Origin of the sequence: Curtobacterium sp. WHRI 8282 (genome assembly GCF_040223925.2) — a bacterium.
Lineage (GTDB): Bacteria > Actinomycetota > Actinomycetes > Actinomycetales > Microbacteriaceae > Curtobacterium > Curtobacterium flaccumfaciens.
Map to the genome: position 1 here is coordinate 699854 of NZ_JBEHCD020000001.1, position 26857 is coordinate 726710.

The 26857-nt window shown below is 67.7% G+C and carries 24 protein-coding genes and 2 tRNA genes; 13 read left to right on the top strand and 13 right to left on the bottom strand.

Going from position 1 to position 26857, the window contains the following annotated elements:
• Positions 1–43: 43 nt before the first annotated feature.
• Genes rsmG through rpmH form a run of 6 tightly spaced genes read right to left on the bottom strand, consistent with a single transcriptional unit; the run spans position 44 to position 3090 of the window.
• A complete protein-coding gene (gene rsmG / locus ABRP24_RS03455) occupies positions 44–703 on the bottom strand; it encodes a 16S rRNA (guanine(527)-N(7))-methyltransferase RsmG (protein ID WP_301628866.1) in 660 nt (219 codons plus the stop codon).
• A complete protein-coding gene (locus ABRP24_RS03460; protein ID WP_071248630.1) occupies positions 700–1200 on the bottom strand; it encodes a R3H domain-containing nucleic acid-binding protein in 501 nt (166 codons plus the stop codon). The genes rsmG and ABRP24_RS03460 overlap by 4 nt, the downstream gene beginning before the upstream one ends.
• The gene (gene yidC, locus ABRP24_RS03465) at positions 1201–2169 is read right to left on the bottom strand and encodes a membrane protein insertase YidC (RefSeq protein WP_027466913.1); all 969 of its coding nucleotides are present in this window, start codon (positions 2167–2169) and stop codon (positions 1201–1203) included.
• Positions 2170–2177: 8 nt separating this feature from the next.
• Positions 2178–2558: a membrane protein insertion efficiency factor YidD gene (yidD, locus tag ABRP24_RS03470; protein WP_176709618.1), complete on the bottom strand. Its 381-nt coding sequence runs from the start codon at positions 2556–2558 to the stop codon at positions 2178–2180.
• On the bottom strand, positions 2555–2905 hold the full coding sequence (gene rnpA / locus ABRP24_RS03475) for a ribonuclease P protein component (RefSeq protein ID WP_176709619.1): 351 nt from the start codon (positions 2903–2905) through the stop codon (positions 2555–2557). The genes yidD and rnpA overlap by 4 nt, the downstream gene beginning before the upstream one ends.
• Positions 2906–2952: 47 nt before the next feature.
• The gene (gene rpmH, locus ABRP24_RS03480; protein ID WP_022889115.1) at positions 2953–3090 is read right to left on the bottom strand and encodes a 50S ribosomal protein L34; all 138 of its coding nucleotides are present in this window, start codon (positions 3088–3090) and stop codon (positions 2953–2955) included.
• A gap of 514 nt (positions 3091–3604) precedes the next feature.
• Here rpmH and dnaA point away from each other — a divergent pair.
• The 10 genes from dnaA (at position 3605) to ABRP24_RS03530 (ending at position 15003) form a co-directional block, all read left to right on the top strand.
• Positions 3605–5059, top strand: a complete 1455-nt coding sequence (dnaA, locus tag ABRP24_RS03485; protein ID WP_027466915.1) for a chromosomal replication initiator protein DnaA — start codon at positions 3605–3607, stop codon at positions 5057–5059.
• A gap of 407 nt (positions 5060–5466) precedes the next feature.
• The gene (gene dnaN / locus ABRP24_RS03490; RefSeq protein WP_027466916.1) at positions 5467–6612 is read left to right on the top strand and encodes a DNA polymerase III subunit beta; all 1146 of its coding nucleotides are present in this window, start codon (positions 5467–5469) and stop codon (positions 6610–6612) included.
• A 71-nt stretch (positions 6613–6683) separates the two neighbouring features.
• Complete coding sequence (gene gnd / locus ABRP24_RS03495; RefSeq protein ID WP_071248639.1) at positions 6684–7571, top strand: phosphogluconate dehydrogenase (NAD(+)-dependent, decarboxylating); 888 nt, start codon at positions 6684–6686, stop codon at positions 7569–7571.
• 31 nt (positions 7572–7602) lie between these two features.
• A complete protein-coding gene (recF, locus tag ABRP24_RS03500) occupies positions 7603–8913 on the top strand; it encodes a DNA replication/repair protein RecF (RefSeq protein WP_176707864.1) in 1311 nt (436 codons plus the stop codon).
• Positions 8913–9413 (top strand): DUF721 domain-containing protein, encoded by a 501-nt coding sequence (locus ABRP24_RS03505; RefSeq protein ID WP_027466919.1) that lies wholly within the window; start codon positions 8913–8915, stop codon positions 9411–9413. The genes recF and ABRP24_RS03505 overlap by 1 nt, the downstream gene beginning before the upstream one ends.
• Positions 9414–9546: 133 nt before the next feature.
• A complete protein-coding gene (gene gyrB / locus ABRP24_RS03510; RefSeq protein WP_349847594.1) occupies positions 9547–11550 on the top strand; it encodes a DNA topoisomerase (ATP-hydrolyzing) subunit B in 2004 nt (667 codons plus the stop codon).
• Positions 11551–11664: 114 nt separating this feature from the next.
• A complete protein-coding gene (gyrA, locus tag ABRP24_RS03515) occupies positions 11665–14322 on the top strand; it encodes a DNA gyrase subunit A (protein WP_138802195.1) in 2658 nt (885 codons plus the stop codon).
• Complete coding sequence (locus ABRP24_RS03520; protein ID WP_027466922.1) at positions 14315–14722, top strand: DUF3566 domain-containing protein; 408 nt, start codon at positions 14315–14317, stop codon at positions 14720–14722. Before gyrA ends, ABRP24_RS03520 begins: the two co-directional genes overlap by 8 nt.
• Positions 14723–14797: 75 nt before the next feature.
• Positions 14798–14874, top strand: a tRNA-Ile gene (locus tag ABRP24_RS03525).
• Positions 14875–14930: 56 nt separating this feature from the next.
• A tRNA-Ala gene (locus tag ABRP24_RS03530) sits at positions 14931–15003 on the top strand.
• A 441-nt stretch (positions 15004–15444) separates the two neighbouring features.
• Here the strand turns inward: ABRP24_RS03530 and ABRP24_RS03535 are convergent.
• Positions 15445–16020: a hypothetical protein gene (locus tag ABRP24_RS03535; protein WP_051597033.1), complete on the bottom strand. Its 576-nt coding sequence runs from the start codon at positions 16018–16020 to the stop codon at positions 15445–15447.
• 115 nt (positions 16021–16135) lie between these two features.
• Between ABRP24_RS03535 and ABRP24_RS03540 the strand changes: the two genes are divergently transcribed.
• Positions 16136–16675, top strand: a complete 540-nt coding sequence (locus tag ABRP24_RS03540) for a peptidylprolyl isomerase (protein ID WP_027466924.1) — start codon at positions 16136–16138, stop codon at positions 16673–16675.
• Positions 16676–16913: 238 nt separating this feature from the next.
• A complete protein-coding gene (locus ABRP24_RS03545; protein ID WP_254066060.1) occupies positions 16914–17555 on the top strand; it encodes a rhomboid family intramembrane serine protease in 642 nt (213 codons plus the stop codon).
• A 340-nt stretch (positions 17556–17895) separates the two neighbouring features.
• On the opposite strand, the gene ABRP24_RS03550 is transcribed toward ABRP24_RS03545, so the two are convergent.
• A complete protein-coding gene (locus ABRP24_RS03550) occupies positions 17896–18150 on the bottom strand; it encodes a cell division protein CrgA (protein WP_027466926.1) in 255 nt (84 codons plus the stop codon).
• Positions 18151–18231: 81 nt separating this feature from the next.
• On the opposite strand from ABRP24_RS03550, the gene ABRP24_RS03555 reads away from it, so the two are divergent.
• Positions 18232–18876, top strand: a complete 645-nt coding sequence (locus ABRP24_RS03555; RefSeq protein ID WP_301600474.1) for an aminodeoxychorismate/anthranilate synthase component II — start codon at positions 18232–18234, stop codon at positions 18874–18876.
• Between the two features lie 80 nt (positions 18877–18956).
• Here ABRP24_RS03555 and pknB read toward each other — a convergent pair whose 3' ends face one another.
• The 5 genes from pknB to ABRP24_RS03580 all read right to left on the bottom strand — a co-directional run bounded on the left by pknB (position 18957) and on the right by ABRP24_RS03580 (position 26853).
• On the bottom strand, positions 18957–20753 hold the full coding sequence (gene pknB / locus ABRP24_RS03560) for a Stk1 family PASTA domain-containing Ser/Thr kinase (protein ID WP_269780225.1): 1797 nt from the start codon (positions 20751–20753) through the stop codon (positions 18957–18959).
• Positions 20754–20874: 121 nt separating this feature from the next.
• Complete coding sequence (locus ABRP24_RS03565) at positions 20875–22623, bottom strand: serine/threonine-protein kinase (RefSeq protein WP_301600472.1); 1749 nt, start codon at positions 22621–22623, stop codon at positions 20875–20877.
• Positions 22620–24074, bottom strand: a complete 1455-nt coding sequence (locus tag ABRP24_RS03570; protein WP_027466930.1) for a penicillin-binding protein 2 — start codon at positions 24072–24074, stop codon at positions 22620–22622. Before ABRP24_RS03570 ends, ABRP24_RS03565 begins: the two co-directional genes overlap by 4 nt.
• On the bottom strand, positions 24071–25504 hold the full coding sequence (locus tag ABRP24_RS03575; RefSeq protein WP_027466931.1) for an FtsW/RodA/SpoVE family cell cycle protein: 1434 nt from the start codon (positions 25502–25504) through the stop codon (positions 24071–24073). Before ABRP24_RS03575 ends, ABRP24_RS03570 begins: the two co-directional genes overlap by 4 nt.
• Positions 25501–26853 (bottom strand): Stp1/IreP family PP2C-type Ser/Thr phosphatase, encoded by a 1353-nt coding sequence (locus tag ABRP24_RS03580; protein WP_071248673.1) that lies wholly within the window; start codon positions 26851–26853, stop codon positions 25501–25503. The genes ABRP24_RS03575 and ABRP24_RS03580 overlap by 4 nt, the downstream gene beginning before the upstream one ends.
• Positions 26854–26857 lie beyond the last annotated feature (4 nt).

Consider the following 26857-nt stretch of genomic DNA (forward strand, 5'->3'; position numbering starts at 1 on the left):
GCGGAGCCACTGGCGGCCGGATGTCCCGGCCCGAGCCGCAGCGTCAGTCAACTGTAGCCCGGAAGACGCGGGTGGTCTCGTCGACCACACCTTCTCCGAGCTCGAGCACCTCGACATCAGAGAGGCGCTTCCGAAGGATGACCTTTCGGGCCTTCTCGATCTCTTCGTCGACCCGCGCACCCTTCATCAGGATGAGCTGCCCGCCCGATCGCACCAGGGGCACGGTGAGCGGGATGAGCTTCGACAGGGCACTCACGGCCCGTGCGGTGACCTGGTCGACGACGACGTCGTCAGCGACGTCCTCAGCACGCCCGCGGAGCACCGTGACGTTCTGCAGGCCGAGCCGATCGGACTCGGCACGAAGCCAATCCGTCCGACGCTCCATCGGCTCGATGAGGACGAACTCGACGTCCGGACGGGCGATCGCGAGCAAGAGACCCGGCAACCCTGCCCCGGAGCCGACGTCGGCAACGCGACCACGGGCCTCCAGGAGCGGTGCAAGCAACGCCGAATTGAGGATGTGTCGTGTCCACAAGCGCGGAAGCTCGAGCGGGCCGATCAGGCCCAACTCCTCACCCCGTCGCGCAAGTTCGTTCGTGAACGAGCGAGCACCCTCGATCTGGTCACCGAAGAGTGCTGCGGCCGCTGCAGGCTCAGCTTCGAGAACCGGTGCGGCCTGCGTCGGGACGGGTGCGTCCGTCATCGGGTGACGACCGTGTGGCGGTCCCGACCCTCACCCTCGGACTCCGAATGGAAGCCCTTCTCAGCGACCAGGTCGTGTACGAGCTTGCGCTCGTAGGACGACATCGGGGGGAGTGCAGCCGACGACGAACCGGCTTCGATGCGCTCGACGGCGGTGTCCACGAGCCGCTGCAGCTCGTCAGCACGGGCGTCCCGCGAGCCACCGACGTCGAGGATGAGCCGGCTGAACTCGCCGGTCTCTGCCTGCACGGCGATCCGGGTCAGCTCCTGCAGTGCCGTCACGGTGTCGGGCTTCGACAGCACGCGGAGTGCCTCGCCGTCATCGGTGACCGACAGGTACACACGACCGGCGCGTTCCTCGATCTCGATGTCGCCATCGAGGTCGCAGATGTCGAGGAGTTCCTCGATGTAGTCCGCCGCGATGTCCGCTTCGTCGCGGGCGTCCTCGGTCTCGGTGTCCGTCGTCTCGACGGCGCCTGCGGTGTCCTGCTCGGTCACTTACTTCTTCCCGTTCTTCTTCTGGCGCTGCTTGCCGACCGGCTGCTGACGCTGGGTGGTGACGCGCACGGGCTCGATCTCCGTCGCACCGGCGCCGGCACCGGCCTCGGCGAGGACCGGGGTGGCGGTCCCGCGACGCTGTGCCTTCTTGGCCAGGCGGGCTTCACGAGCCAGAGCGGCTTCGGAGCCGGGAGTCGGCATGCTGCGGATGACGAAGTACTGCTGCGCCATCGTCCAGAGGTTCGAGGCCAGCCAGTAGAACATGACGCCGAGGGGGAAGCTCAGACCCGAGATCACGAAGACCAGCGGGAGGATGTACAGCATCATCTTCTGCTGGCGGTACATCGGAGACTCCTTGGTCTCCGGCGACATGTTCTTGGCGACGAGCTGCAGCTGCGTGATGAACTGCGACGCCGTCATCACGACGATCATGAAGCCCGCGATCGCACGGACCTCCCACCCGGACGCGTTCGTGAACGTCTCGTGCAGCGGAGCGCCGAACAGGGCCGCGTTGCCGAACGACGCCGCGAGGTCGTTCGTCAGCAGGCCGATGCCCGTCTTGTTGATCTGGGCCTCGTGCAGCACCGAGTACAGCGAGAAGAAGATCGGCATCTGCAGCAGCAGCGGCAGGCAGGAGCTGAGCGGGTTGGTCCCGGTCTCCTTGTAGAGCGCCATGGTCTCGCGGCTCATGGCCTCACGCGAGAACTGGTCCTTCTTGCCCTTGTACTTGTCCTGGATCTTCTTCAGCTGCGGCGCGACCTCGAGCATGCGGCGCTGCGACTTGATCTGCCGGACGAAGATCGGGATCAACGCCGCGCGGACGACGAACGTCAGGAAGATGATCGAGAGCACCCACGTGATGCCCTCGTTCGGGTCCATGCCGATGTTCTCGAAGATCCAGTGGAAGCCGACGAGGATGGCCGAGACCACCCATTTGAGCGGCCAGAGGATCGTTCCGATGATGTCCATGGGGACGGCTACGCCTTTCGAGTGCGCTGGGGGAGCAGGACCGGCCGAACCGTTCCGACCGCGGGGTGCGGCTGCTGCGGGATCGGCGCGAGGACGAACCCGAACCGGGTGACGACGAACGGGTGACGGCGTTCCTTGACGTCGTCGATACCGCCAGCAGCCCAAGGGTTGCAACGGGCGATGCGCCAGGCGCCCATGGCGGATCCGCGCACGACGCCGTACTGCTGGATCGCCTCGAGGGCGTACCGGGAGCACGATGGGTGGTAGCGGCAGACGTTGCCGTACAGCGGGGAGATCACAGCACGGTAGGCCCGGAGCACGACGACGCACGCGTTGCGTGGGAGCAACGCGATGACCCAGGCAAGCCGGGTCCACAGAGTGCGGTTCATGCTGCCTTCTCCACCCCGCGCGCGAAGGAGCGCGTGACGTCTTCGAGCAGGGTAGGCCATCCGGCCTGCGATGCGGCTGGCAGTACACGGACCACCACGTCGAAGCCCTGAGGGCACTCGACGAGCAGGTCGTGCGCGATCGCCTTGAGCCGCCGCCTGACCAGGTTCCGGGTCACGGCGTTGCCCACCGTCTTCGCGACGATGAAGCCGAACCGCGTCGGTCCGTTGCGATCCGCCGGCTGACGGACCACGGACACGACGACGTGCGCCGTGGCGCTCTTGCGACCACGACGCACGACGTTCCGGTAGTCATCCCCGCGCACGATGCGGTTGGCGCTGGCCAACACTGCGACGCCGGGGTCAGACCGAGGACCGGATCAGGCGATGAGCCTGATCAGGCCGAGAGCTCGGTACGGCCCTTGGCGCGACGCGCCGACAGGATGGCGCGGCCGGCACGCGTCCGCATGCGGAGGCGGAAGCCGTGCTTCTTGGCGCGGCGGCGGTTGTTCGGCTGGAAGGTGCGCTTGCTCATGATGTTCTCCACACGGCTGCTCGCGGCGAGCCGTCACGTATGTGTAGCCGTCCGGGTGTCGAACGACGCAGATGGGCGCGACCAAAGGGCCGCAGTCAACTGGTTAACGGTACGTGACAGCGGCGAGCAGGTCAAACCCCGCTCGGAGCGGTCGCGCCGTCGCCGCCGGGTCCGGCGCCCCTCGAGCCCATTCTCCACATTGGGGACAACTTCCGTTCGGTGGGACTCGGTCCGGTCCTTTACAGTGGTGTGATCGATCCCCCCGATGGCCGGTACGACAGGGAAGTACTCCTGTCGGACGGCTCGAGGTGGTCGTGGACAACACTGTGGACAACCCTGTGGGAACCTCCGCGGCAACGAGGCGTCGACGAAGCCCCCGGAGCCACCGACGATCCGCCGGCGACGACCTGGTCCCGAGTGCGGTCGCCGAGGACGCCACGGCATGTCCGACCCCGCAGGACGCACCCTCGTCCGGCAGCGAACGCACGACACGACCCCTGGAGACGAGCGCGACATGACGATGCCGGCCGACCCCGTCGAGGACCTCTGGTCATCCGTACTCGGACTCCTCGCCGAGGACCCCCGCATCACGCCGCAGCTCCACGGGTTCCTGAACCTCGTCGAGCCGAAGGGCGTGCTCGCCGGCACCCTGTACCTCGAGGTACCGAACGACCTGACCCGGGGCATGCTCGAACAGCGCATCCGCATCCCGATCACCGAGGCGGTCGCGCGCATCGGTGACGACTCGGTCGCGAACTTCGCGATCACGGTCAACCCCGACATGGCCTCGGAGCCGCGGGTGGACCCGAACGTCCCCGAGTACGCCGAGCCCGTGCAGGAAGCCGTCGAGCAGAGTGCCGCGCCGCGCCAGTACATCGAGGCGCCGTTCGTGCCGAGCCAGATCGACTCTCCCGGCACCAGCGGGCGCCCCGAGTCGCGGCTCAACCCCAAGTACAACTTCGACAACTTCGTCATCGGATCGTCGAACCGGTTCGCCCACGCCGCAGCGGTCGCCGTCGCCGAGGCACCGGCCAAGGCCTACAACCCGCTCTTCATCTACGGGGACTCCGGGCTGGGCAAGACCCACCTGCTCCACGCCATCGGGCACTACGCCGAGAGCCTCTACCCGGGGATCCGCGTCCGGTACGTGTCGAGCGAGGAGTTCACCAACGACTTCATCAACTCGATCGCGAACAACCGATCGAACCAGTTCCAGCAGCGGTACCGCGACATCGACATCCTGCTGATCGACGACATCCAGTTCCTGCAGGGGAAGGACTCCACGCAGGAGGCCTTCTTCCACACGTTCAACACGCTGCACGACCACAACAAGCAGGTCGTCATCACGTCCGACGTCGCGCCGAAGCACCTGACCGGGTTCGAGGACCGGATGCGATCACGCTTCGAGTGGGGCCTGATCACCGACGTGCAGGCACCCGAGCTCGAGACGCGCATCGCGATCCTCCGCAAGAAGGCACAGTCCGACCACCTGCAGGTGCCCGACGACATCCTCGAGTTCATGGCGTCGAAGGTGTCGAGCAACATCCGCGAGCTCGAGGGCACCCTGATCCGGGTCACCGCGTTCGCGAGCCTGAACCGGACGGCCGTGGACATGGCCCTGGTGCAGACGGTCCTCAAGGACCTGATCACCCTCGACGAGGACAACGTCGTCGCGCCGACGGACATCATCAACCACACCGCGGAGTACTTCAAGCTCTCCGTCGACGACCTGTACGGGTCGTCCCGCTCCCAGGCGATCGCCACCGCACGACAGATCGCGATGTACCTGTGCCGCGAGCTGACGAGCCTGTCCCTGCCCAAGATCGGGCAGCTGTTCGGCAACCGCGACCACACCACCGTGATGTACGCGAACAAGAAGATCACCGAGCTGATGAAGGAGCGTCGGTCGATCTACAACCAGGTCACCGAGCTCACCAGCCGCATCAAGCAGGACCGCCGCTACCGCTGAGATCGGCCCGCTCCCGGCCCCATCCACCATCTGAGACGGTTCCATGGGCCGGAGTTCTCACAGTGTGGATAGCCTGTGGATAACTGTGGAGGACACGCCGCCCGGTTGTACACAGGTGGGGGGTCACCTGTGGAGACTGGGGATGGAAGTGGATAGATGAGATTCATTCATCCCGTTAACGCTCACACACCGCTCACAAGTCACAAGCGTGTAGTTCCCTACTGCGGAGCGGGATGCACAGGGTTATCCACAGTGTGCACAGGCGTTAACACCATTACTCCTGGTTAACGATCAATCTCTGCGGGACAACCTTGTGGACGGCGGGATGACAAGAAATCCGGCCCCCGTCCGCCTGTGCCAGAATGGGGCGGCCGGACAGTCCAAGCCGATCGACAGGGGTTCCAGCTGTGAAGTTCGAGGTCAACCGGGACGTCTTCTCCGAAGCCGTCTCCTTCGCAGTGAAGCTCCTCCCGCAGCGCACGACCCTCCCGATCCTCTCGGGCGTCCTGATCCACGCCGACGGAGATCGTCTGACGCTCTCGTCGTTCGACTACGAGGTGTCGGCGCAGACGTCCATCTCGGCCCAGATCGACGAGCCGGGCACGGTCCTGGTCTCCGGTCGCCTGCTGAACGACATCGCGAGCCGGCTGCCGAACGCCCCCGTGTCGTTCACCACCGAGGACGCCAAGATCTCCGTCTCCTGCGGCTCGGCGCACTTCACGTTGCTGTCCATGCCGGTCGAGGAGTACCCGACCCTGCCGGAGATCGGGCCGCAGACCGGTGTGATCCCCGGCGACGCGTTCTCCGAAGCGGTGTCCCAGGTCGCCGTCGCCGCCAGCCGCGACGACGTCACCCCCGTCATCACGGGGGTGCAGCTCGAGGTCGGCGACAACGACCTCTCCCTCATCGCGACGGACCGCTACCGCGTCGCCGTCCGCACCATCGCGTGGGACTCCGGCCGAGTCGGCTCGGACCCCCTGCACGCACTGGTCCCGGCCCGCACCCTGCAGGAGGTAGGCCGCACGTTCGGTTCGGCGTCCACGGTGTCGGTCTCGATCAGCGGCAACTCCGACCGCGAGCTCATCGCGTTCCACGCCGACGACAAGACCGTGACGTCGTTGCTCATCAAGGGCAACTACCCGCCGGTCCGCCGGCTCTTCCCCGAGACCGTCAACGACCACGCGGTGATCAACACCGCGGAGCTCGTCGAAGCGGTCCGACGGGTCTCCCTCGTCCTGGAGCGCGAAGCGGCGCTCCGGTTCTCCTTCACGGTCGACGGGCTCACGCTCGAGGCGATCGGATCCGAACAAGCGCAGGCGTCAGAGTCGATCAGTGCGTTGTTGACCGGCGAGGAAACGGTGGTCTCGTTGAAGCCCGCCTTCCTCCTGGACGGACTGAACGCGGTGCACTCCGAGTTCGTCCGCATCTCCTTCACCAAGACGGAGAACCCCAACAAGCCGGGCCCGGTGCTGATCACCGGCCAGACTTCGCAAGAGGCCGCAGCGACCGATGGATACCGGTACCTGCTGCAGCCGAACCTGCTGCTGCGATAGGCGCAACAGGCAACCTGCGCTGGCGCACACCACCGGCAGCATCAGCGCGACGACGAACAGAAGAGGAAATCATGCACATCGGTCTTGTCGGCCTTGGTCGCATGGGCAACAACATGCGTGCCCGTCTCCGCAACGCAGGTATCGAGGTCACCGGGTACGACGCCAACCCCGCCGTCTCGGACGTCGCCGACCTCGGCGCCCTCGCCGCTGCCCTCCCGGAGGGCAAGCGTCTCGTGTGGGTCATGGTCCCGCACGGCAAGATCACCGACGACGTGATCACCGACCTGGCCGGCGTCCTCGGCGAGGGCGACCTGGTCATCGACGGTGGCAACTCGAAGTGGCTGGACGACACCACGCACGCCGAGCAGCTCGGTGCGCGCGGCATCCGCTACATGGACGTCGGCGTCTCCGGTGGCGTCTGGGGCAAGGACAACGGCTACGGCCTCATGGTGGGCGGTGACGCCGCGGACGTCGAGTTCGCGATGCCCGTGTTCGACGCCCTGCGCCCTGAGGGTCCCCGCGAAGAAGGCTTCTCGCACGCCGGCCCGATCGGCGCCGGCCACTACGCGAAGATGGTCCACAACGGCATCGAGTACGCGATCATGCAGGCGTACGGCGAGGGCTACGAGCTCCTCGAGGCCAAGGACCTGATCACCGACGTCCCCGCCGTGTTCGCCGGCTGGCAGCGCGGAACGGTCGTCCGTTCCTGGCTGCTCGACCTGATGGTGCTCGCGCTGAACGAGGACCCGAAGCTCGACGAGCTCGAGGGCTACGTCGAGGACTCGGGCGAGGGCCGCTGGACGCTGGAAGAGGGCATCGAGCTCGCCGTGCCGATGCCGGCGCTCTCGGCGTCGATCTTCGCGCGCTTCGTCTCGCGCCAGGGCAGCGCCTCGCCGACGATGAAGGCCGTCGCGGCGCTCCGCAACCAGTTCGGCGGTCACGCCGTCAAGAAGTCCTAGGACTTCCCGGGGGAACCCGGACTCGGCCCGCGTGCACGTCGACCATCTCCAACTGACCGACTTCCGGAACTACCGGGAGGCGGACGTCGACCTCGCACGCGGGCCGAACCTGTTCGTCGGGCGCAACGGACAGGGCAAGACCAACCTGGTCGAGGCGATCGGGTACCTCTCCACGCTCGGCTCGCACCGCGTCCCCACCGACGCGGCCCTCGTCCGTCAGGGATGCGACGCCGCGATCGTCCGGGCACGGCTCGCCCACGAGGAACGCAGCATCCTCGCCGAGGTGCAGATCAACCGCACCGGCGCGAACCGTGCGCAGGTGAACCGCTCCGCGATCAAACCGCGCGAGCTGCCGCGCTACTGCACGAGCGTGCTCTTCGCGCCGGAGGACCTGGCGCTCGTCCGAGGCGAGCCGGCCGGTCGGCGCCGGATGCTCGACGAGCTGCTCGGCCAGATCGCGCCTCGGATGCAGGGCGTGCTCGCCGACTACGACCGCACGCTCCGCCAGCGGAACACCCTGCTCAAGTCAGCCCGTGCCACCGGCGCGAAGGCGAACGCCCTGTCGACGCTCGACGTCTGGGACGACCGGCTCGTCGGACTCGGCGCCGAGATCGTCGCGGCTCGTGACCACCTGACCCGGAGGCTCGCACCCTTCGTGGCCGAGGCCTACGCGACCGTCGCCGGCGAGCACCACGACGCCTCGATCACCGGCGTGCTGTCGATCCGCGGTGGCGACCCCGAGTCGGCGGCGGCCACCGATCCCGTCCTCGGGACCCCCGACGAGCCCGTCACGGTCGCGTCGGCGGCCGAGGCCTTCGCAGCCGCGCTCGAGCGCCGTCGTCGGGATGAACTCGATCGCGGGCTCACCCTCGTCGGACCGCACCGGGACGACGTTCTGTTCCAGCTCAACGGGTTACCGGCCCGGGGGTACGCCAGTCACGGCGAATCCTGGTCCTTCGCGCTGGCCATCCAGCTCGCGAGCGCCTCGATCTTGCGTGCGGAGTCGAACCTCGGCGACCCGATCATCATCCTCGACGACGTCTTCGCCGAGCTCGACGAATCGCGTCGGGAGCGACTGGCGAACGCCGTCGCCGACTACGAGCAGGTGCTCATCACGGCCGCGGTGTTCGGCGACGTGCCCCCGAAGCTGGCGGCGCACACCGTGCGGATCGAGGCGGGCACGATCGTGACCGACGAGGCGGACGCGATCCGGGCCTCCAGTCCAGCGACGGACCGGACGGACGCCACCGACCCGACGGACGCCGCCGGCGCGACGGACCCGACCGACCGGACGGACGCCACCGACCCGACGGACCCGACCCCCGCCGGAGCCGACGCCTGATGCCGAAGCCCCGCAAGCCCACCGAGCCCTCGCAGGTGTACCGGCACCTGCGCGCGGTGTTCGGCGACCCGTCCAAGCGCGGCACCGATGCCCGCCGCCGCCGTGCCCGCGAGTTCGACGCCGACACCGTGCCGTACGGGCGCGGCCGCGAGCCGAAGGGCCTCGCCGACATCGTCGGTTCGCTCGCCCAGGAGCTCGGCTGGACGGAACCCCTCGCCCGTTCCGAGCTCTTCGTGGACTGGCCGAGCGTGGTCGGCGAGGAGCTGGCGAAGCACTCCCGGCCGGTCACCATCGAGGACGGTGCACTGGTCATCCGGTGCGACTCGACGGCCTGGGCGACCCAGCTCCGACTCATGCGCGCGACGGTCACGACGACCATCGCGGAACGGCACCCGGAAGCCGGGGTCGAGTCGATCAGGGTTTCCGGCCCGGACGCCCCCACGTGGAAACGCGGCCCCAGGACGGTCCAGGGGCGCGGTCCTCGCGACACCTACGGTTGAGGCGACGAAATCATCCTGGAGTGCCAGAAAAGCCCGTCTGAGGGGCAGATGAGCCCTCGAAAGAGGGGGCTCTGCGGTAGACTGGGAGGTGCAGTGCGCGGGCGTTCCGCGCGCAGGCAGGAGCACGCTCGACATGGCAGTAGAATCTGAAGACGACCGGCAGAACCCGCTCGGCGCGGAGACCCCGCAGAGCGAACCGTCCTACGGCGCAGACCAGATTCAGGTGCTCGAAGGGCTCGAGGCCGTCCGCAAGCGCCCCGGTATGTACATCGGTTCGACGGGGCCCCGCGGTCTGCACCACCTGGTCCAGGAGATCGTCGACAACTCCGTCGACGAAGCCCTCGCCGGGTACTGCGACACCATCGACGTGAGCATCCGTGAAGACGGTGGCGTCCGCGTCGTCGACAACGGCCGTGGCATCCCGGTCGACGTCCACGCGGCCGAAGGGGTCTCGACCCTGCAGGTCGTCCTCACCGTCCTGCACGCCGGCGGCAAGTTCGGCGGTGGCGGCTACGCCGTCTCCGGTGGTCTGCACGGCGTCGGTTCATCCGTCGTGAACGCGCTGAGCTCCGAGCTCGACGTCGAGGTCCGTCGGCAGGGCCACGTCTGGCGCCAGAGCTACACCGACGGTGTCCCCGTCGCGCCCGTCTCCCAGGACGAAGCGACGGACGAGACCGGCACGACGATCACGTTCTGGCCGAACGCCGAGATCTTCGAGTCCGTCGTCTTCGACTACGAGACCCTGCGCACCCGGTTCCAGCAGATGGCCTTCCTCAACAAGGGCCTGCGGATCAACCTGCGCGACGAGCGCACCCCGGAAGAAGGGGAAGAGGCGCGCAACGACACGTTCATGTACGAGCGCGGTCTCGCCGACTACGTCGAGTACATCAACGCGCAGAAGAAGGCCGACCTCGTCCACCCCGACGTCATCGGCTTCGAGTCCGAGGACCCGGAGCGCAAGATCGCGCTCGAGGTCGCGATGCAGTGGAACACCTCGTACCAAGAGAGCGTCCACACCTTCGCGAACACGATCAACACGCACGAGGGCGGCACCCACGAAGAGGGCTTCCGCGCCGCGCTCACGACCCTCGTCAACCGCTACGCGCGCGAGACGAAGATCATCAAGGAGAAGGACGACAACCTCACGGGTGACGACATCCGCGAAGGGCTGACGGCCGTCATCTCCGTGAAGCTCGGCGAGCCGCAGTTCGAGGGCCAGACGAAGACCAAGCTCGGCAACACCGAGGCGAAGTCGTTCGTGCAGCGCGTCGTCGGCACCGAGCTGACCCACTGGTTCGAGAGCAACCCGACGCAGGCGCGCGACGTCGTCCGCAAGGCGATCCAGGCGTCGCAGGCACGTCTGGCCGCCCGCAAGGCGCGCGAGACCACCCGCCGCAAGGGGCTGCTCGAGTCGGGCGGCATGCCCGGCAAGCTCAAGGACTGCCAGTCGAAGGACCCGACGGTGTCGGAGATCTTCATGGTCGAGGGTGACTCCGCCGGTGGTTCCGCCGTGCAGGGCCGCAACCCGATGACCCAGGCGATCCTGCCCCTGCGCGGCAAGATCCTGAACGTCGAGAAGGCCCGGCTCGACCGCGCCCTCGCCAACCAGGAGATCCAGTCGATGATCACGGCGTTCGGTGCCGGCATCGGCGAGGACTTCGACCCGGACAAGGCCCGGTACCACAAGATCGTGCTGATGGCCGATGCCGACGTCGACGGCCAGCACATCACCACGCTGCTGCTCACGCTGCTGTTCCGCTACATGCGTCCGCTCATCGAGCACGGCTACGTGTACCTCGCGCAGCCGCCGCTGTACCGCCTGAAGTGGTCGAACTCGGCGCACGAGTACGTCTTCAGCGACCGGGAGCGCGACGCCCTGATGCAGGCGGGCCTCGCAGCCGGCAAGCGCATCCCGAAGGACAACGGGATCCAGCGCTACAAGGGCCTCGGCGAGATGGACTACAAGGAGCTCTGGGACACCACGATGAACCCGGACACCCGCACGCTCCTGCAGGTCACGCTGGAGGACGCGGCTGCGGTGGACAGCGTCTTCTCGACGCTGATGGGTGAGGACGTCGACGCACGTCGCCAGTTCATCCAGCAGAACGCCAAGGACGTCCGCTTCCTCGACATCTAACGGCCAGGAGGCGCGGCGTGAGCCGCGTCGACCAGTCCTGACCACCTGTGGTCGCGCCCGGCGCGACCAACGGAACCACAGCCTCCAGGCTGTCCAGAAAGGGAACGAAGCCACATGGCTGACGACAACGAGAACGGCGCCGACGAGCTGCCCGAGATCGTCCACGGCGACAGCGGGGACATCGTCGTCTCCGGTGACCGCATCTCGCAGGTCGACCTGCAACTCGAGATGCAGCGCTCGTACCTCGACTACGCGATGTCGGTCATCGTCGGTCGTGCCTTGCCGGAGGTCCGCGACGGCCTCAAGCCGGTGCACCGCCGTGTGATCTACGCGATGTTCGACGGCGGCTACCGCCCGGACCGTGCGTTCTCGAAGTGCTCCCGCGTCGTCGGTGACGTCATGGGCCAGTTCCACCCGCACGGTGACTCGGCGATCTACGACGCCCTGGTCCGCCTGGTGCAGCCGTGGTCGCTCCGCTACCCGCTCGCGCTCGGCCAGGGCAACTTCGGTTCGCCGGGCAACGACGGTGCCGCCGCCCCGCGGTACACCGAGACGAAGATGGCGCCGCTCGCGCTCGAGATGGTCCGCGACATCGACGAGGACACCGTCGACTTCCAGGACAACTACGACGGCCGCACCCAGGAGCCGGCGATCCTGCCGGCCCGGTTCCCGAACCTGCTCGTCAACGGCTCGGTCGGCATCGCAGTCGGCATGGCGACGAACATCCCGCCGCACAACCTGCGCGAGGTCGCCGAGGGTGCCAAGTGGGCGCTCGACAACCCCGACGCCACCCGCGAAGAGCTCCTCGCCGCGCTCATGCAGCGCATCAAGGGCCCGGACTTCCCGACCGGTGCGCAGGTGCTCGGCACCAAGGGCATCCAGGACGCCTACCGCACCGGCCGTGGCTCGATCACGATGCGTGCCGTCGTCTCGGTGGAGGAGATCCAGGGTCGGACCTGCCTCGTCGTCACCGAGCTGCCGTACCAGGTCAACCCGGACAACCTGGCGATCAAGATCGCCGAGCTCGTCAAGGACGGCAAGCTCGCCGGTGTCGCCGACATCCGTGACGAGACCTCGGGCCGTACCGGGCAGCGCCTGGTGATCGTGCTGAAGCGCGACGCCGTCGCCAAGGTCGTGCTGAACAACCTGTACAAGCACACCCAGCTGCAGGAGAACTTCGGCGCGAACATGCTCGCGATCGTCGACGGGGTGCCCCGCACCCTGCCGCTCGACGGCTTCATCTCGGCGTGGGTCGCGCACCAGGTCGACGTCATCGTCCGCCGGACGCAGTTCCGTCTGCGCGAGGCCGAGAAGCGCGCCCACATCCTGCGCGGCTACCTGGCTGCGCTCGACGCCCTCGACGAGGTCATCGCGCTCATCCGTCGCTCGCCCGACGTCGAAGAGGCCCGCACCGGCCTGATGGACCTGCTGTCCGTCGACGAGATCCAGGCGCGCGCGATCCTCGAGCTGCAGCTCCGTCGTCTCGCCGCCCTCGAGCGTCAGAAGATCCACGACGAGGCCGAAGAGCTCGAGCGCAAGATCGCCGACTTCCAGGACATCCTCGGGTCGGAGAGCCGTCAGCGGTCGATCATCCGCGACGAGCTGAGCGAGATCGTCGACCGCTTCGGCGACGACCGCCGGACCGAGATCATGTTCGGTTACGACGGCGACATGTCGATGGAAGACCTGATCCCCGAAGAGGAGATGGTCGTCACCATCACCCGCGGTGGCTACGTCAAGCGCACGCGCAGCGACCAGTACCGCTCGCAGCACCGCGGTGGCCGAGGTGTCCGCGGAGCCCAGCTCCGCGCCGACGACATCGTCGAGCACTTCTTCGTCACGACGACGCACCACTGGCTCCTGTTCCTCACCGACCAGGGCCGGGTCTACCGCGCGAAGGCGTACGAGCTGCAGGAAGCCGGCCGCGACGCGAAGGGCCAGCACGTCGCGAACCTGCTGGCGATGCAGCCCGACGAGCAGATCCAGCAGGTGCTCGACATCCGCGACTACGAGGTCGCGCAGTACCTCGTCCTCGCGACCGAGCACGGCCTGGTGAAGAAGACCGCGCTCACCGAGTACGACACGAACCGCACCGGCGGCATCATCGCGATCAACCTGCGCGACGGCGACAAGCTCCGCCAGGCGCTGCTCGTCGACGAGCACGACGACCTGCTCCTGGTGTCCCGCCAGGGCATGTCGCTCCGGTTCACGGCGACGAACGACACCCTGCGTCCGATGGGTCGCTCGACCTCGGGCGTGAAGGGCATGTCCTTCCGCGACGGCGACTCCCTGCTCGCAGCCCGGGTCGTGTCCGACGACGGCTTCGTCTGGGTGATGACCGAGGGCGGCTACGCCAAGCGCACCGCGGTCGACCAGTACCGCGTGCAGGGCCGTGGTGGTCTGGGCATCAAGGTGGCCAAGTTGGCGGTCGACCGGGGCGACCTTGTGGGCGCTCTCATCGTCGGCGAGGACGACGAGGTGCTCGTCGTGCTGCAATCGGGCAAGGTGGTAAGGTCTGCCGTGGCCGAGGTCCCTGCCAAGGGCCGTGACACGATGGGCGTCGTCTTCGCGAGGTTTGCGGAGAACGACCGGATCATCGCGGTGGCCCGGAACACCGAGCGGAACCTGGACGACCAGGACGACGCCGAGATCGAGCCCGCGGGCCCGGTGGAGACGGTCAGCCCTGCCGAAGCGGCCCCGGATTCCACTGATCCCATCGACACCGAGCCCGTCGCAGACGAGGCCGGAGAGGACCAGTCAAGCAATGAGTAGTGTCGCCGAGAAGCTCCAGAAGAAGGCGAAGCGACCCGTCGGCACCCGCCAGGTGCGGTTGCGGCTGGTCTACGTCGACTTCTGGTCGATGGTGAAGCTGAGCTTCCTCATCGCCCTGGCCGGCAGCATCGTGATCGTGGTCGCCACGGCACTGGTGTGGGTCATCCTGAACCAGACGGGTGTGTTCACCCAGGTCGACGCCCTGTTGAAGGACGTCACCGGACAGAACAGTTACTCGATCATGGACCAGTTCTCGCTGGGCCAGGTGCTCGGGTTCTCCATCGTCGTGGGCATCCTCAACGTGGTCGTCGGCACCGTACTCGGCGCCATCGTGAGCGTGCTCTACAACCTCAGTGTGCGGATCACGGGCGGTCTGCTCGTGGGCTTCACGAACAACTGACACACCCGGGTCGGATGGGCCCACTGCTCGATTTCGTTCCGGCGGCATCGTACGGTAGGCTTTCATCCGGTCTGAGGGGCTATAGCTCAGGCGGTTAGAGCGCTTCGCTGATAACGAAGAGGTCCAAGGTTCAAGTCCTTGTAGCCCCACCAGTTCTCCGGAACAGCACGACAATTCCATCCCGTCGCCGATCACCTCGGTGGCACTCGGGGCCTTAGCTCAGTTGGTAGAGCGCCTGCTTTGCAAGCAGGATGTCGGGAGTTCGATTCTCCCAGGCTCCACTCCCTCTGCACGAGTGCTGCTTCGCTCGTTCCTCGCTACGCCGGTCTCGGTCGTCGTGCTTGTATGCGTGCCTTCGGCGACGCGCCGCTCCGCGGTGGTCGGGTCCGCTACTCCGGGTCGCTTTGGTCAAGTGGTCACGACATCCGCGTCATCGTCGTTGAGTGGTCACGACTTGCCGCGTGCGTGGTGGCGTGGTGGCGTGGTGGCTGGAACTGTCGTCTGCGGGCCGTCTGGACGACAGGTTGCGACCTCTCGGCGGCGTTCCCGGGGCGCGTGGCGTGACTGCGCGGCGGACGGGAGGCGCGGGGCCAGGCCGGCGCGGGCCTCCAGGCCGGTGGGTGGGCGCGTTCAGGGCACGCGGCGTGTGGGGCGACAGAATGAAGCCCGAGAACGACGAAGGGCCCCGGCGACAGCCGGGGCCCTTCGTACGAACCGGGAGGTCAGGCGGCGGGCTTCTCCGCCGTGTCGGCGTCGTCGGCGACCCACAGGTCATCGTCGGCGCGGAGCGTCTGGTACGCGGCGTACGCAGCACCGGCGACGGCGACGACGCCGACGATGATGAGTGCGACTCCGCCGAAGCCGAGACCCTTCTTCTGCTGCGACGGGACGTACTTCGCCGCGGCCTTCTTCGCGCTCTTGCTCTTCTTCTGCGCGTTCTTCACGATCTTCTTGACCCGAGGGTCCTTCGCGAGATCGGTCACGCTCAGCACCGAACCAGCGGTCGAGACGAGTCCGGGGACCACCTCGGACTGGAACTTGTGCGAAGCGCTCTGCGCTGCCGAGGTGGCAGCGTGCACGCCGGTTGCGAACGCGGGACGGATCCCGTTGTCGATCGCGTTCTGCACGCGGGGTGCGATGTCCTTACGAGCTGCGTCCGCGGCGTTCGACCGGGCCTCAGCCAGGATCGCGTTCGCGTGCTCGAGGACCTTGCGCTGCTCGCCGAGGAGCGAGGCGGTCTGGCCCTTGAGCTTCTTGATCTGCTTCCGACGCTTTCGCGGGATCTCGATCGTCGTCATCTGGTACCTCCATCGGATCGGCGTGCCCCCATCCTGCCACCACACTGCCTGACAGGTCACGGAACCGCAGCTGTGCAATCTGTCCGCGGTCAGGAGTACATGCGAGAATCGGAACATGTCTCTGCACACCGCTGTCGCAACGATCCACACCAACAAGGGCGACATCCGCGTCAACCTGTTCGGCAACCACGCACCGAAGACCGTCAAGAACTTCGTCGACCTCGCCACGGGCCAGCAGGAGTGGACCCACCCCGGCACGGGCAAGGTCTCGACCGACAAGCTCTACGACGGCGTGATCTTCCACCGCATCATCAAGGACTTCATGATCCAGGGCGGCGACCCGCTCGGCCAGGGCATCGGTGGCCCCGGTTACCGCTTCGACGACGAGATCTCCCCGGAGCTCACGTTCCAGAACCCCTACATCTTCGCCATGGCGAACGCCGGCATCCAGGGCGGCCGCGGCACCAACGGCTCGCAGTTCTTCATCACCACGGTGGCGACGCCGTGGCTGCAGGGCAAGCACACCATCTTCGGTGAGGTCGCCGACGACGAGTCCCGCGCGGTCGTCGACGCGATCGAGGGTGTTCCGACCGACGGTCGCGACAAGCCCGTCGAGGACGTCGTCATCCAGAGCATCGACGTCGAAGGCGTCTGACTCTCACGTGACCGACCAGGCGTACAACCCGAACAACACCTGCTACCGGCATCCGGACCGGCAGAGCTTCGTCCTCTGCCAGCGCTGTGGGCGGACGATCTGCCCGGAGTGTCAGACGCCGGCGGCGGTCGGGGTGCACTGCCCGGAGTGCGTGCGTGAGCAGCGCGCACAGTTCGCAGCGAACCGCCGAGCGTCCGGAGCCCCGAGTGGGTTCACGGTCGCTCGGCGGCGCTTCGCCATGCTCGACCAGAAGGCTACGGTCGTCATCATCGCGATCTCGGTCGTCATCTGGCTGCTCGACCAGGTGAGCGGGCGGGCGCTCACGAGTTGGCTCGCCTTCTACACGCCGGCCATCGGCACGCAGCCGTGGCGACTCGTGACCGGGTTGTTCGTGCACTCGTCGTTCCTGCACATCGCCTTCAACATGTTCGCCGTCTTCATCTTCGGACGGATCCTCGAGAACATGCTCGGGACGTGGCGGTTCCTCGCCCTCTACTTCCTCGCGGGACTGGGCGGTGATCTCGCCGTGGCGTGGCTGACTCCCGGGACGCCGGTGGTCGGTGCCTCCGGAGCGATCTTCGGTCTGTTCGCTGCGTTCTTCATCATCCAGCGCAGCCTGGGCTACAACGCGGTCCAGCTGCTCGTGGTGATGGGCCTCAACCTCCTCATCGGGTTCCTGCCCGGGACACAGATCTCGTGGCAAGCGCACGTCGGTGGGATCGTCATCGGCTTCGTGACCGGGTACGTGTTCTCGAAGACGCGCAACGTGCGGAAGCGAGGGCTGCAAGCCGGACTCTTGATCGCCGAGGCCGTCGTGCTGATCCTGGCGATCTACGCCGCGTTCATCAGCATCGGTGGTCTCGGCGTGTGGGGCGTCTGACAGATCCCTTCGAACGCCTCGTCGCACTGCGGCGGGGCGTTCGTCGTTCCCGGGGCGCACCGCTCCTGCTCATCCACAGCTCTCCACAGCGTCCCCGGGAGTTATCCACAGGTGTGGAGAAGTCGGTGAGTTACACCAGTGTGATTATCCCCACTGTGGACTCAGCTGTGGATAACTCCGGGGTGCGGGTGTGGATGACCGTGTGGAGAGTGGGGAAAAGTGTGGAGAACGGCCGGATCATCGAGGATCTGCGTTCCTCTGGTGCTCGACCTTGTGGAGAACGACAACGCCCGCCGCACCTTGCGGTACGACGGGCGTCGAGAGAACAGCGGGCTGGGGGTCAGCGCCACCGGGTGGTCATGAGGAAGCCGACGAACATGATGCCGAAGCCGATCACGATGTTCCACGAGCCGAGGCTCGGAACCGGCAGCGTGGCGTTCGAGATGTAGAAGACGATCACCCACACCAGACCGATGAGCATGAAGCCGAACATGACCGGCTTGAACCACACCGGGTTCGGGGCGTCCCCCGCGGTGTCGACCGAGTCAGCTCGGGTCGTCCGGGCGGGCTTGGTGCGGTCCTTGTCCTTGGCCATGGCCGGTATCCTACCGTGACCACGTGTGTGGATCGGCCCGCGGACCGCCGCACACATCCCCCACGAGTACGGTGAACCGCCATGACCAGGATCCTCGTCGTCGACAACTACGACAGCTTCGTCTACACGCTCAACGGGTACGTGCAGCAACTCGGCGCCGAGACCGACGTCGTGCGCAACGATGCCTTCCCCGAGTCCGAGATCGCCGACCGGATCGCCGAGTACGACGGCGTGCTCCTGTCCCCGGGTCCGGGAACGCCAGCGGCTGCGGGCGTCTCGATCCCCACGGTGCACGCGGCCATCGCTGCCGAGACCCCCCTGCTGGGTGTCTGCCTGGGGCACCAGGCCATCGCTGAGGCCCTCGGTGCCACGGTGACGCACGCCGAGGAGCTCATGCACGGCAAGACCTCCGAGGTCGACCACGACGACAGCGCGCTCTTCGCCGGTGTCCCGCACCCCTTCACGGCCACGCGGTACCACTCGCTCGCCATCGTCGACGGCACCGTCCCCGACGAGCTCACCGTCACCGCGCGCACCGAGGGCGGGGTCATCATGGGCGTCCAGCACCGTGCGCACCCCGTGTTCGGCGTGCAGTTCCACCCGGAGTCGGTCCTGACCGAGGGCGGCTACCGCATGGTCGGCAACTGGCTCGAGACCACCGGCCTGACCGGAGCCGCTGCGCGCGCCGCTGAACTCGGGCCACTCATCGCCACGCACCGCGCCTGACACACCTGTCCGCCGTACGCGGACCTGGCGATCACGCTCGGGGCTCTGCTGTCTGACCGGTCGTAGGCCCGGCGGACGGATCAGCGTCCGTCGTCACCGTCACCGCCGCGGTCGCCCTTGTCGCCGCTCGGGGTCGGGTTCTTCGCCGGCTCGTTCGGTGCCGCGCAGTAGGCCAAGGTGACGGTGCTGCCCTGGGCGATGTCGCCCTGCGGGGTGCTCTGCTGGGTGACCAGGCCGCCCGTGCACGAGTTCGACGGCGCCGGAGCGACCGTCAATCCGAGTTGCTCGAGGGACGCCTTGGCTTCGGTGTACGGCTGGTTCGTCACGTTCGGCAGCTGCACCTTGCCGTTGGAGACCGTGAGGTTCACCGCGGAGCCCTTGGTCTGGATCGAGCCTGACGCCGGGTCGGAGCTCATCACGGTGCCGGAGGGGACATCGGGCGAGTATCCGGACGTGATAGCGCCGAGCGTGAAGCCCGCACTGTCCAACGCCTGCTGTGCTGCTGCCTGTGACTGGCCGCTCAGCTCGGGGACGGCAACGGGTTCCGGACCCGAGGACACGATGACGTTCACGCTCTGGCTGCGTCCGACGTTGATCCCTGAACCAGGGTCGGTGCGGATGACCGTTCCCTTGTCGACGTCGTCGGAGTTCTCCTCGACCTGGACCGCCTTCAGGTCGCGCTTCTCCAACGCGGCGGCGGCGGCGTCGTAGGACAACCCGGCGACGTTCGGCACCGAGACCGAGGACGACACCGGCGGCTTGCCCGGCTGCAGGTTCGCCACGAAGAAGACGACCCCGACGACGACGGCGACCGTCAGCAGGACGCCGACCCAGATCCACGCGACGGGCGGGCGGTTCTGCGTGCGCTGCGGACGGTGTTCGGCGGTGTCGTCGTCGAGCTCACGGAAGGCCGACGCGGCGTTCGAGGTCATGCGCGGATCAACCCCGAACAACACCGTCGAGGCGTCGTTCGCGGCGTTCTGCTGCAGCTTCTTCGTCGATGCCGGGACGTGTCCGGCTGCGGCCTGCTGCAGATCCGAGCGGAACTCGGCGGCGTTCTGGAACCGGCGGGTGCGGTCCTTGACGAGGGCGTGGAGTGTGACCGCGTCGAGCGCCGGGGAGACCGCGGGGGTGATGGTGGACGGCGCGACGGGCTGCTCGCTGACGTGCTGGTACGCGACCGCGACCGGGGTGTCACCGAGGAACGGCGCACGACCGGTGAGGAGCTCGAAGAGCACGACGCCGGTCGAGTACAGGTCGGTCCGGGCATCCACGGTCTCGCCGCGGGCCTGCTCCGGGGAGAAGTACGACGCGGTACCGAGGATCGACGTGGTCTGCGCGACCGTGGCCGAGGTGTCGGTGATGGCTCGCGCGATGCCGAAGTCCATGACCTTGACCTGGCCGCTGTGCGTGACCATCACGTTGGCCGGCTTGATGTCGCGGTGCACGACGCCCGCCCGGTGCGAGTACTCGAGCGCCGTGAGGATGCCCTCGGTGATGCGAACGGCCTCGTCCGGGGCGACGGCACCCTCGGCGATGATGTCGGAGAGCGGCCGCCCCTCGACGTACTCCATCACGATGAAGGGGACCTGCACCTCGGCACCCGACGGCTCGGACACCGTCTCTTCGCCGGCGTCGTAGACGCGGACGACGGTCGGGTGTGCCATGCGCGCAGCGGCCTGGGCTTCCTGGCGGAACCGCGTGCGGAAGACCGGGTCGTTCGCGAGGCTCGGCTTGAGGAGCTTCACCGCGACCTTCCGGCCGAGGCGGGTGTCGTTGCCGAGGTGCACGGTCGCCATGCCGCCTCGACCGATGACGTCACCGATCTCGTAGCGATTCGCGAGGAGCGTGATCCCCGCGGTCACACCTTCTGGCACGTACTCCTCCGTCTGTCGGTCCGGGCTAGTGTACGGCAGCCCCACCTGGTGAGAGGCTGGTCACCGCGCGCTCGACCGAACCGTTACCGAACGGTGTCGACAGTCCCCGTACGGGGGGCGTTCAGTTCGGGTCCTGCGGACCCTGGCTGGGGTTGTTGCCCTCGGTCGGGTCGGTGGTCGGCTCGTCGGTGGCCTCCCACGTGGCGCTCGTGGTGGACGAGCTCGGCGAGGTCAGGTCGCCGCACTTCGCCGTGTACGAGAGCGAGATCGTGCCCGGTTCGGCGCCGGTGACCTCGATCGAGGTCGTGGTCACGGTGCCGGTGGACTGGTTCTTCCCGTCGGTGCCGTTGTTGATCGTGTAGTTGTACCCGCTCAACGAGTGGCCGGCCGGGCACGCCGTGAAGGCGTTCCACGAGAACGTCACCTTGCCGTCCGACGAGACCGTCCCGGCGGTCGGGGCATCGGGTGCGGTCGTGACGGTCGGCACCGCGGTGTACGCCTTGATGGTCACGAGCGTGCCGGGTTCGAGGTTGCCGGTGGGGTCGAGTGACTGCACCGTGCCGACCTGACCGGTGTTGGCAGCCGGGTCGCCGTCGACGATCGTCGCCTCGAGCCCGAGCTGCTGCAGGCGCGCCTGGGCCTCCGTCGCCTGCACGCCGGTGTAGTCCGCCAGGGACACCGTCACCCTGCTCGGTGAGGGCGTGGGGGTCGGCGTCGGCGTCGGGGTCCGGCTCGGTTTCGGAGAACTCGAGCTCTTCGTCGGAGCGGGCTCCGGGTCGCCTGCACCGTTCAGGGCGACGGCTCCGATGACGGCTGCGATGGCGAGCACGACGACGACACCGACGACCCACCAGATCCAGGCGCGCTTCTTCTTCGGCTCGTCGGAATCGTCGGAGACGGGCGAACCGGGGGTGCCCGGGCCGCCGGCCACCGCGCCGGCCTGGGTGCCGATGAGTGCGGTCGCGGCGTCGTTCCCCTGGCCCTGCGGCGGGTTGAACGCGACGGTGCCGTTCTGCGCGATCGCGGGGACGGCCACGGTGGCTGCGGCCACGTCACCACGACGGAGCGCCTGTGCGGCACGGGCGAGGTTGGCGGCCGTCGCGGGACGGTCGGCGGGCTTCTTCGCGATGCACGAGATGACCAGGGCCGAGACGGGCTCCGGGATGTCCCCGGGCAGCGGCGGCGGCTGCTCGTTGATGTGTGCCATCGCGATCGCGACCTGCGACTCACCGGTGAACGGACGACGACCCGCCAGGGCCTCGTACGCGACGATGCCGAGCGAGTAGATGTCGGTCGACGGTGAGGCGGGGTGGCCGCTCGCCTGCTCGGGCGACAGGTACTGCACCGTGCCCATCACCTGACCGGTCGCGGTGAGCGGGACCTGGTCGGCGATGCGGGCGATGCCGAAGTCGGTGATCTTGACGCGCCCGTCGGGCGTGATGAGCAGGTTGCCGGGCTTGATGTCGCGGTGCACCAGGCCGACCGCGTGCGCGGCCTGCAGGGCGTTCGCGGTCTGCGCGACGATGTCGAGCACCTTGTCGACCGGGAGCGTGTGCTCGCGCTCGATCATGGTCGACAGGGCCTCGCCGGGGACGAGCTCCATCACGAGGTAGGCGCTGCCGTCCTCCTCGCCGTAGTCGAAGACGTTGGCGATGCCCTCGTGGTTGACGAGGGCAGCGTGCCGGGCCTCGGCGCGGAAGCGCTCGAGGAAGCCGGGGTCACCGAGGTACTCGTCCTTGAGGATCTTGAGTGCGACGGTTCGGCCGATGACGAGGTCGGTCGCCTGCCACACCTCGCCCATGCCGCCGATGGCGACCCGGGAGGAGAGCTGGTACCGCCCACCGAAGGTGAGTCCGCTGGTGGGTCTCATTTGTTCAGCACCGCCTCCATGACTTTCTTCGCGACCGGGGCCGCGACCGTGTTGCCGACTCCGGACTGCCCGAGCCCGCCGCCGTTGCCGACGACGACCGCCACGGCGACCTCCGGGTCCTTCGCGGGGGCGAACCCCGTGAACCAGAGCGTGTAGGGATCGCCGGTGCCACCTTCGGCCGTGCCGGTCTTGCCGGCGACGTCGACACCGTCGATCTTGGCATTGGTACCGGTCCCCGCGTTCACGACGCTCTGCATGGCCTCGGTGAGGTCAGCGGACTCGGAGGGTGACAGCGGATCACTGTACTGCTTCGGGGAGAAGGACTCGACCGTCTTCAGGTCGCTCGTGGTGATCGAGTCGATGAGCGACGGCTGCATGACCTTGCCGCCGTTCGCGATGCCGGCCGACACCATCGCCATCTGCAGCGGGGAGACCCGGACGCTGGCCTGGCCGAAGGCGCTCAGCATGAGCTGGGCCGTCGAGTCGACGTCGGGGTACTGGCTCGCGGTGGCAGCCATCGGGACCTCGATCGCGTCGCCGAAGCCGTACTTGTCGGCCATGCTCTTGATCGCGTCGTACCCGAGCTTCTGGCCGAGTTCGGCGAAGGGGATGTTGCACGAGTACTGGATGGCCGTGCGGAGTTTGACCTTGTCGCCACCGCCGCAGGTGCCACCCTCGGCGTTGTTGATGTAGGAGCTCGTCCCGGGCAGCTGCAGTCGCGACGGGTTCGGGAACGTGGAGTCGAGGTTGTACTTGCCGCCCTCGAGAGCCGCGGAGGCCACCACGAGCTTGAACACCGACCCGGGTGTGTACAGGTCACCGCCGATGGCGCGGTTCTGCAACGGGGCGGTGTCGGCGCCGAGCAGGGCGTCGTACTGCCGCTTGACCTCGGCCGTGTCGTGCGAAGTGAGCGAGTTCGGGTCGTAGCTCGGCTTCGAGACCATCGCGAGGATCTTTCCGGTCTTCGGCTGGATCGCGACGACGGCGCCGCTGTTGGTGCCGAGCGCGTCGTACGCGGCCTGCTGCACGTCCGGGTCGATGGTCAGGTTGACGTTGTCGCCCTGGACGTCCTGGCCGGTGAGGATCGAGTTGAGGTTCTGGAAGAACGAGGCGTCCGAGTTGCCCGAGAGCACGGTGTTCTCCGCGCTCTCGATGCCGGTGTTGCCCTGCCCGATCGTGAAGTACCCGGTGACCGCGGAGTACAGGTCGCCGTTCGTGTACTTGCGCTGGTACTGGTACTGGTCGTCCACCGGGGTCGACTCGGCGATCGGGCTGCCGTCCACGAGGATCGCGCCACGCTTCGTGGAGTAACTGTCCAAGATGGTTCGGGAGTTCCGGGAGTCGGCGCGCAACGAGTCGGCCGCGAAGAACTGGATCGACGTCGTCGACACGAAGAGTGCGACGAACATGAGCACGATGACGGTCGAGACACCGCGGAGCTGTCGGTTCATCGACGACGCTCCTTCCTGGTCCGCCCGCTCGCGGCGGGCAGCGCGCCCTGCTGGACACGCTGTTCGGCGGGGATCGAGTCGGTCAGGCGCAGCAGCATCGCGGCGATGATCCAGTTGGCGATGAGGGACGAACCACCGGCGGCCATGAACGGCGTCGTCAGGCCCGTCACCGGGATGATCCGGGTGATGCCGCCGACGACCACGAACACCTGCAGGGCGATGATGAAGCCGAAGCCGACACCGAGCAGCTTGCCGAAGTCGTCCTGCGCCATGAACCCGACGCGGATGCCGCGCGATGCGAACACGATGAAGAGGGCGAGGATCGCGAAGACGCCGATCAGGCCGAGCTCCTCACCGAGCGACGCGACGATGTAGTCGGCGTTGGCGACCGGCGTGATGTACGGCCTGCCCTGCCCGAGCCCGGTTCCGGTGATCCCGCCGTTCGCGAACCCGAACAGGCCCTGCACGAGCTGGTAGCTCGCCTGGGTGTCGCGGCTGAAGACCTCTTGGTTGAACGGGTCGAGCCACTGTTCGAAGCGGCCGCGCACGTACTCCAGGACGCTCTGCGCGACGAGGGCACCACCGATGAACAGCGTGAGACCGATCGCGACCCAGCTGATGCGTGCCGTGGCGACGTAGATCATCACGAGGAACAGGCCGAAGTACAGCAGGGCGGTGCCGAGGTCGCGCTGGAACACGAGGACGGCCATCGCGGCGCCCCACATCACCAGGATCGGACCGAGGTCACGGGCACGCGGGAACGTCATGCCGAGGAACTTCTTGCCGACGATCGACAGCGAGTCGCGGGCGGTGACGAGGTACCCGGCGAAGAACAGCGCCATGGTGATCTTCGCGAGTTCACCGGGCTGGAACGAGAACGGGCCGATCTTGATCCAGACCCGCGCGCCACCGATGTTCGTGCCGATGCCCGGCAGCATCGGCAGGAGCAGCAGGACGATCGTCAGCGCCATGAAGATGTAGCGGTACCGCTGCAGGAACCGGTGGTTGCGGACGGCGACGAGCGTGATGATCGCCAGGACCATCGCGAGCATCGTCCAGACGATCTGCTTCACGCCGATGGCGTCCCAGCCGGACAGGCCGTTGTGGACGTCGATGCGGTAGATCTCGGCGATGCCGATGCCGTTCAGGACGAGCGCGATCGGCAGGATGAAGGGGTCGGCGTTCTTCGCCACGACCCGCAGCACGACGTGCATGACGAGTGCGAGCCCGAGGATGCCGCCGCCGACCCAGAGCACCGACTGGTCGAACAGCCGGCCCTTGGTGCCGAGCTGCACGAGCACCATCGCACCCGCGCAGATGCCGCACGCGATGACGAGCAGGAAGAGCTCGAGGTTCCGCGCGCGGGCGGGCTCCCGGAGCTTGATCGTGATCGCCTGGGTGAAGGACTGGGCGGCCGTGGCGTTGCTCATCGCGGGCTCCGCGTCGGGCTCGGAGACGGCGATCGGGTCGGCGAGGGCGACGGTGACGAGCTGGCGTCGCCGTCCCCACCGGTACCGGCCTGGTCCTCGCCGGTTGCGGCGGCCTTGCGCAGGCGGTCGACGATGTCACGGGCGTCGGTGAGGGACTGCGCGTTGATCGTCGAGCGGACGTTCTCGCGGGTGTAGTCCGGCAGCGACGAGACCGTGATGTCGGTGTCCTCGTACACGTCGGACAAGGCCAACGGCCCGATCGACTGCTGCACGCCCTTGTAGATTGCGACGGTGCCGCGGTCGGTGCCGACGTAGTAGTGGTCCTGCGTGATCCGCCAGCCGACGAACACCGCGCCGACGAGCACGGCGACCGCGACCACGAGCGCGACGGTCCAGGACACCCGACGGCGGATGCGGCGACGGCGGTCCTCGGCGATGAGCTCGGCGAAGAACTGGTCGGACTCGGGCTCGAAGTGCGAGTCCTCGGGCGCGGTGGTGACCTTGAGCGGGTGCAGCAGGATCGTGGGGAGGCGGATCGGCTTGCGGCCGGTCGACGCCTCGAAGGTGAGCGGTGCCGCAGCGGAGCCGACCGTGGTGGCCGCGTCGTCGTCGTCCTCGGGTTCGGTGTCCGTGACGTCCATCACCACGACGGTGACGTTGTCGGGGGCGCCGTGGTCGAGCGTCTCCTTCACCAGGCGCTGCGTGACCTGGTTGGCGTCCATGTTCGAGGCCAGGGCGTGGCGGATGCGCTCTTCGGCCAGGTACGAGGACAGGCCGTCGGAGCAGAGCAGCCAGCGGTCGCCCGGCTGGATGTCCATGATCGCCGTGTCGACCTCGGGGGCGGCGTCGACGTCACCGAGCACGCGCATCAGCACGGAGCGACGCGGATGGACCGCGGCTTCCTCCGGCGTGATCCGGCCGCTGTCGACGAGCCGCTGGACGAAGGTGTGATCGGACGTGATCTGCTGCAGCTCGCCGTCGCGGTGACGGTAGATGCGGGAGTCACCGATGTGCGCGATCGCGATCTGTTCGCCGACGCGGATCATCGCGGACACCGTGGTGCCCATGCCGGTGAGCTCCTGGTGCTCGAACACCGTCTCGGTGATCAGCTGGTTCGCCGCGATGAGTGCCGACTGCAGCGCGAACTCGGCGTCGTGCGCCGACGGGAACTCGCGGTCGACCTCGCGGATGCGCCGGATCGCGATCGCCGAGGCGACGTCACCGCCGGCGTGGCCGCCCATGCCGTCCGCCACCGCGAACAGGTGCGCCCCGGCGTAGCCGGAGTCCTGGTTGTTCGCGCGGATGCGCCCCACGTGGGACACAGCGGCGCTCAGCGTGCGAGCGGTCATGCCG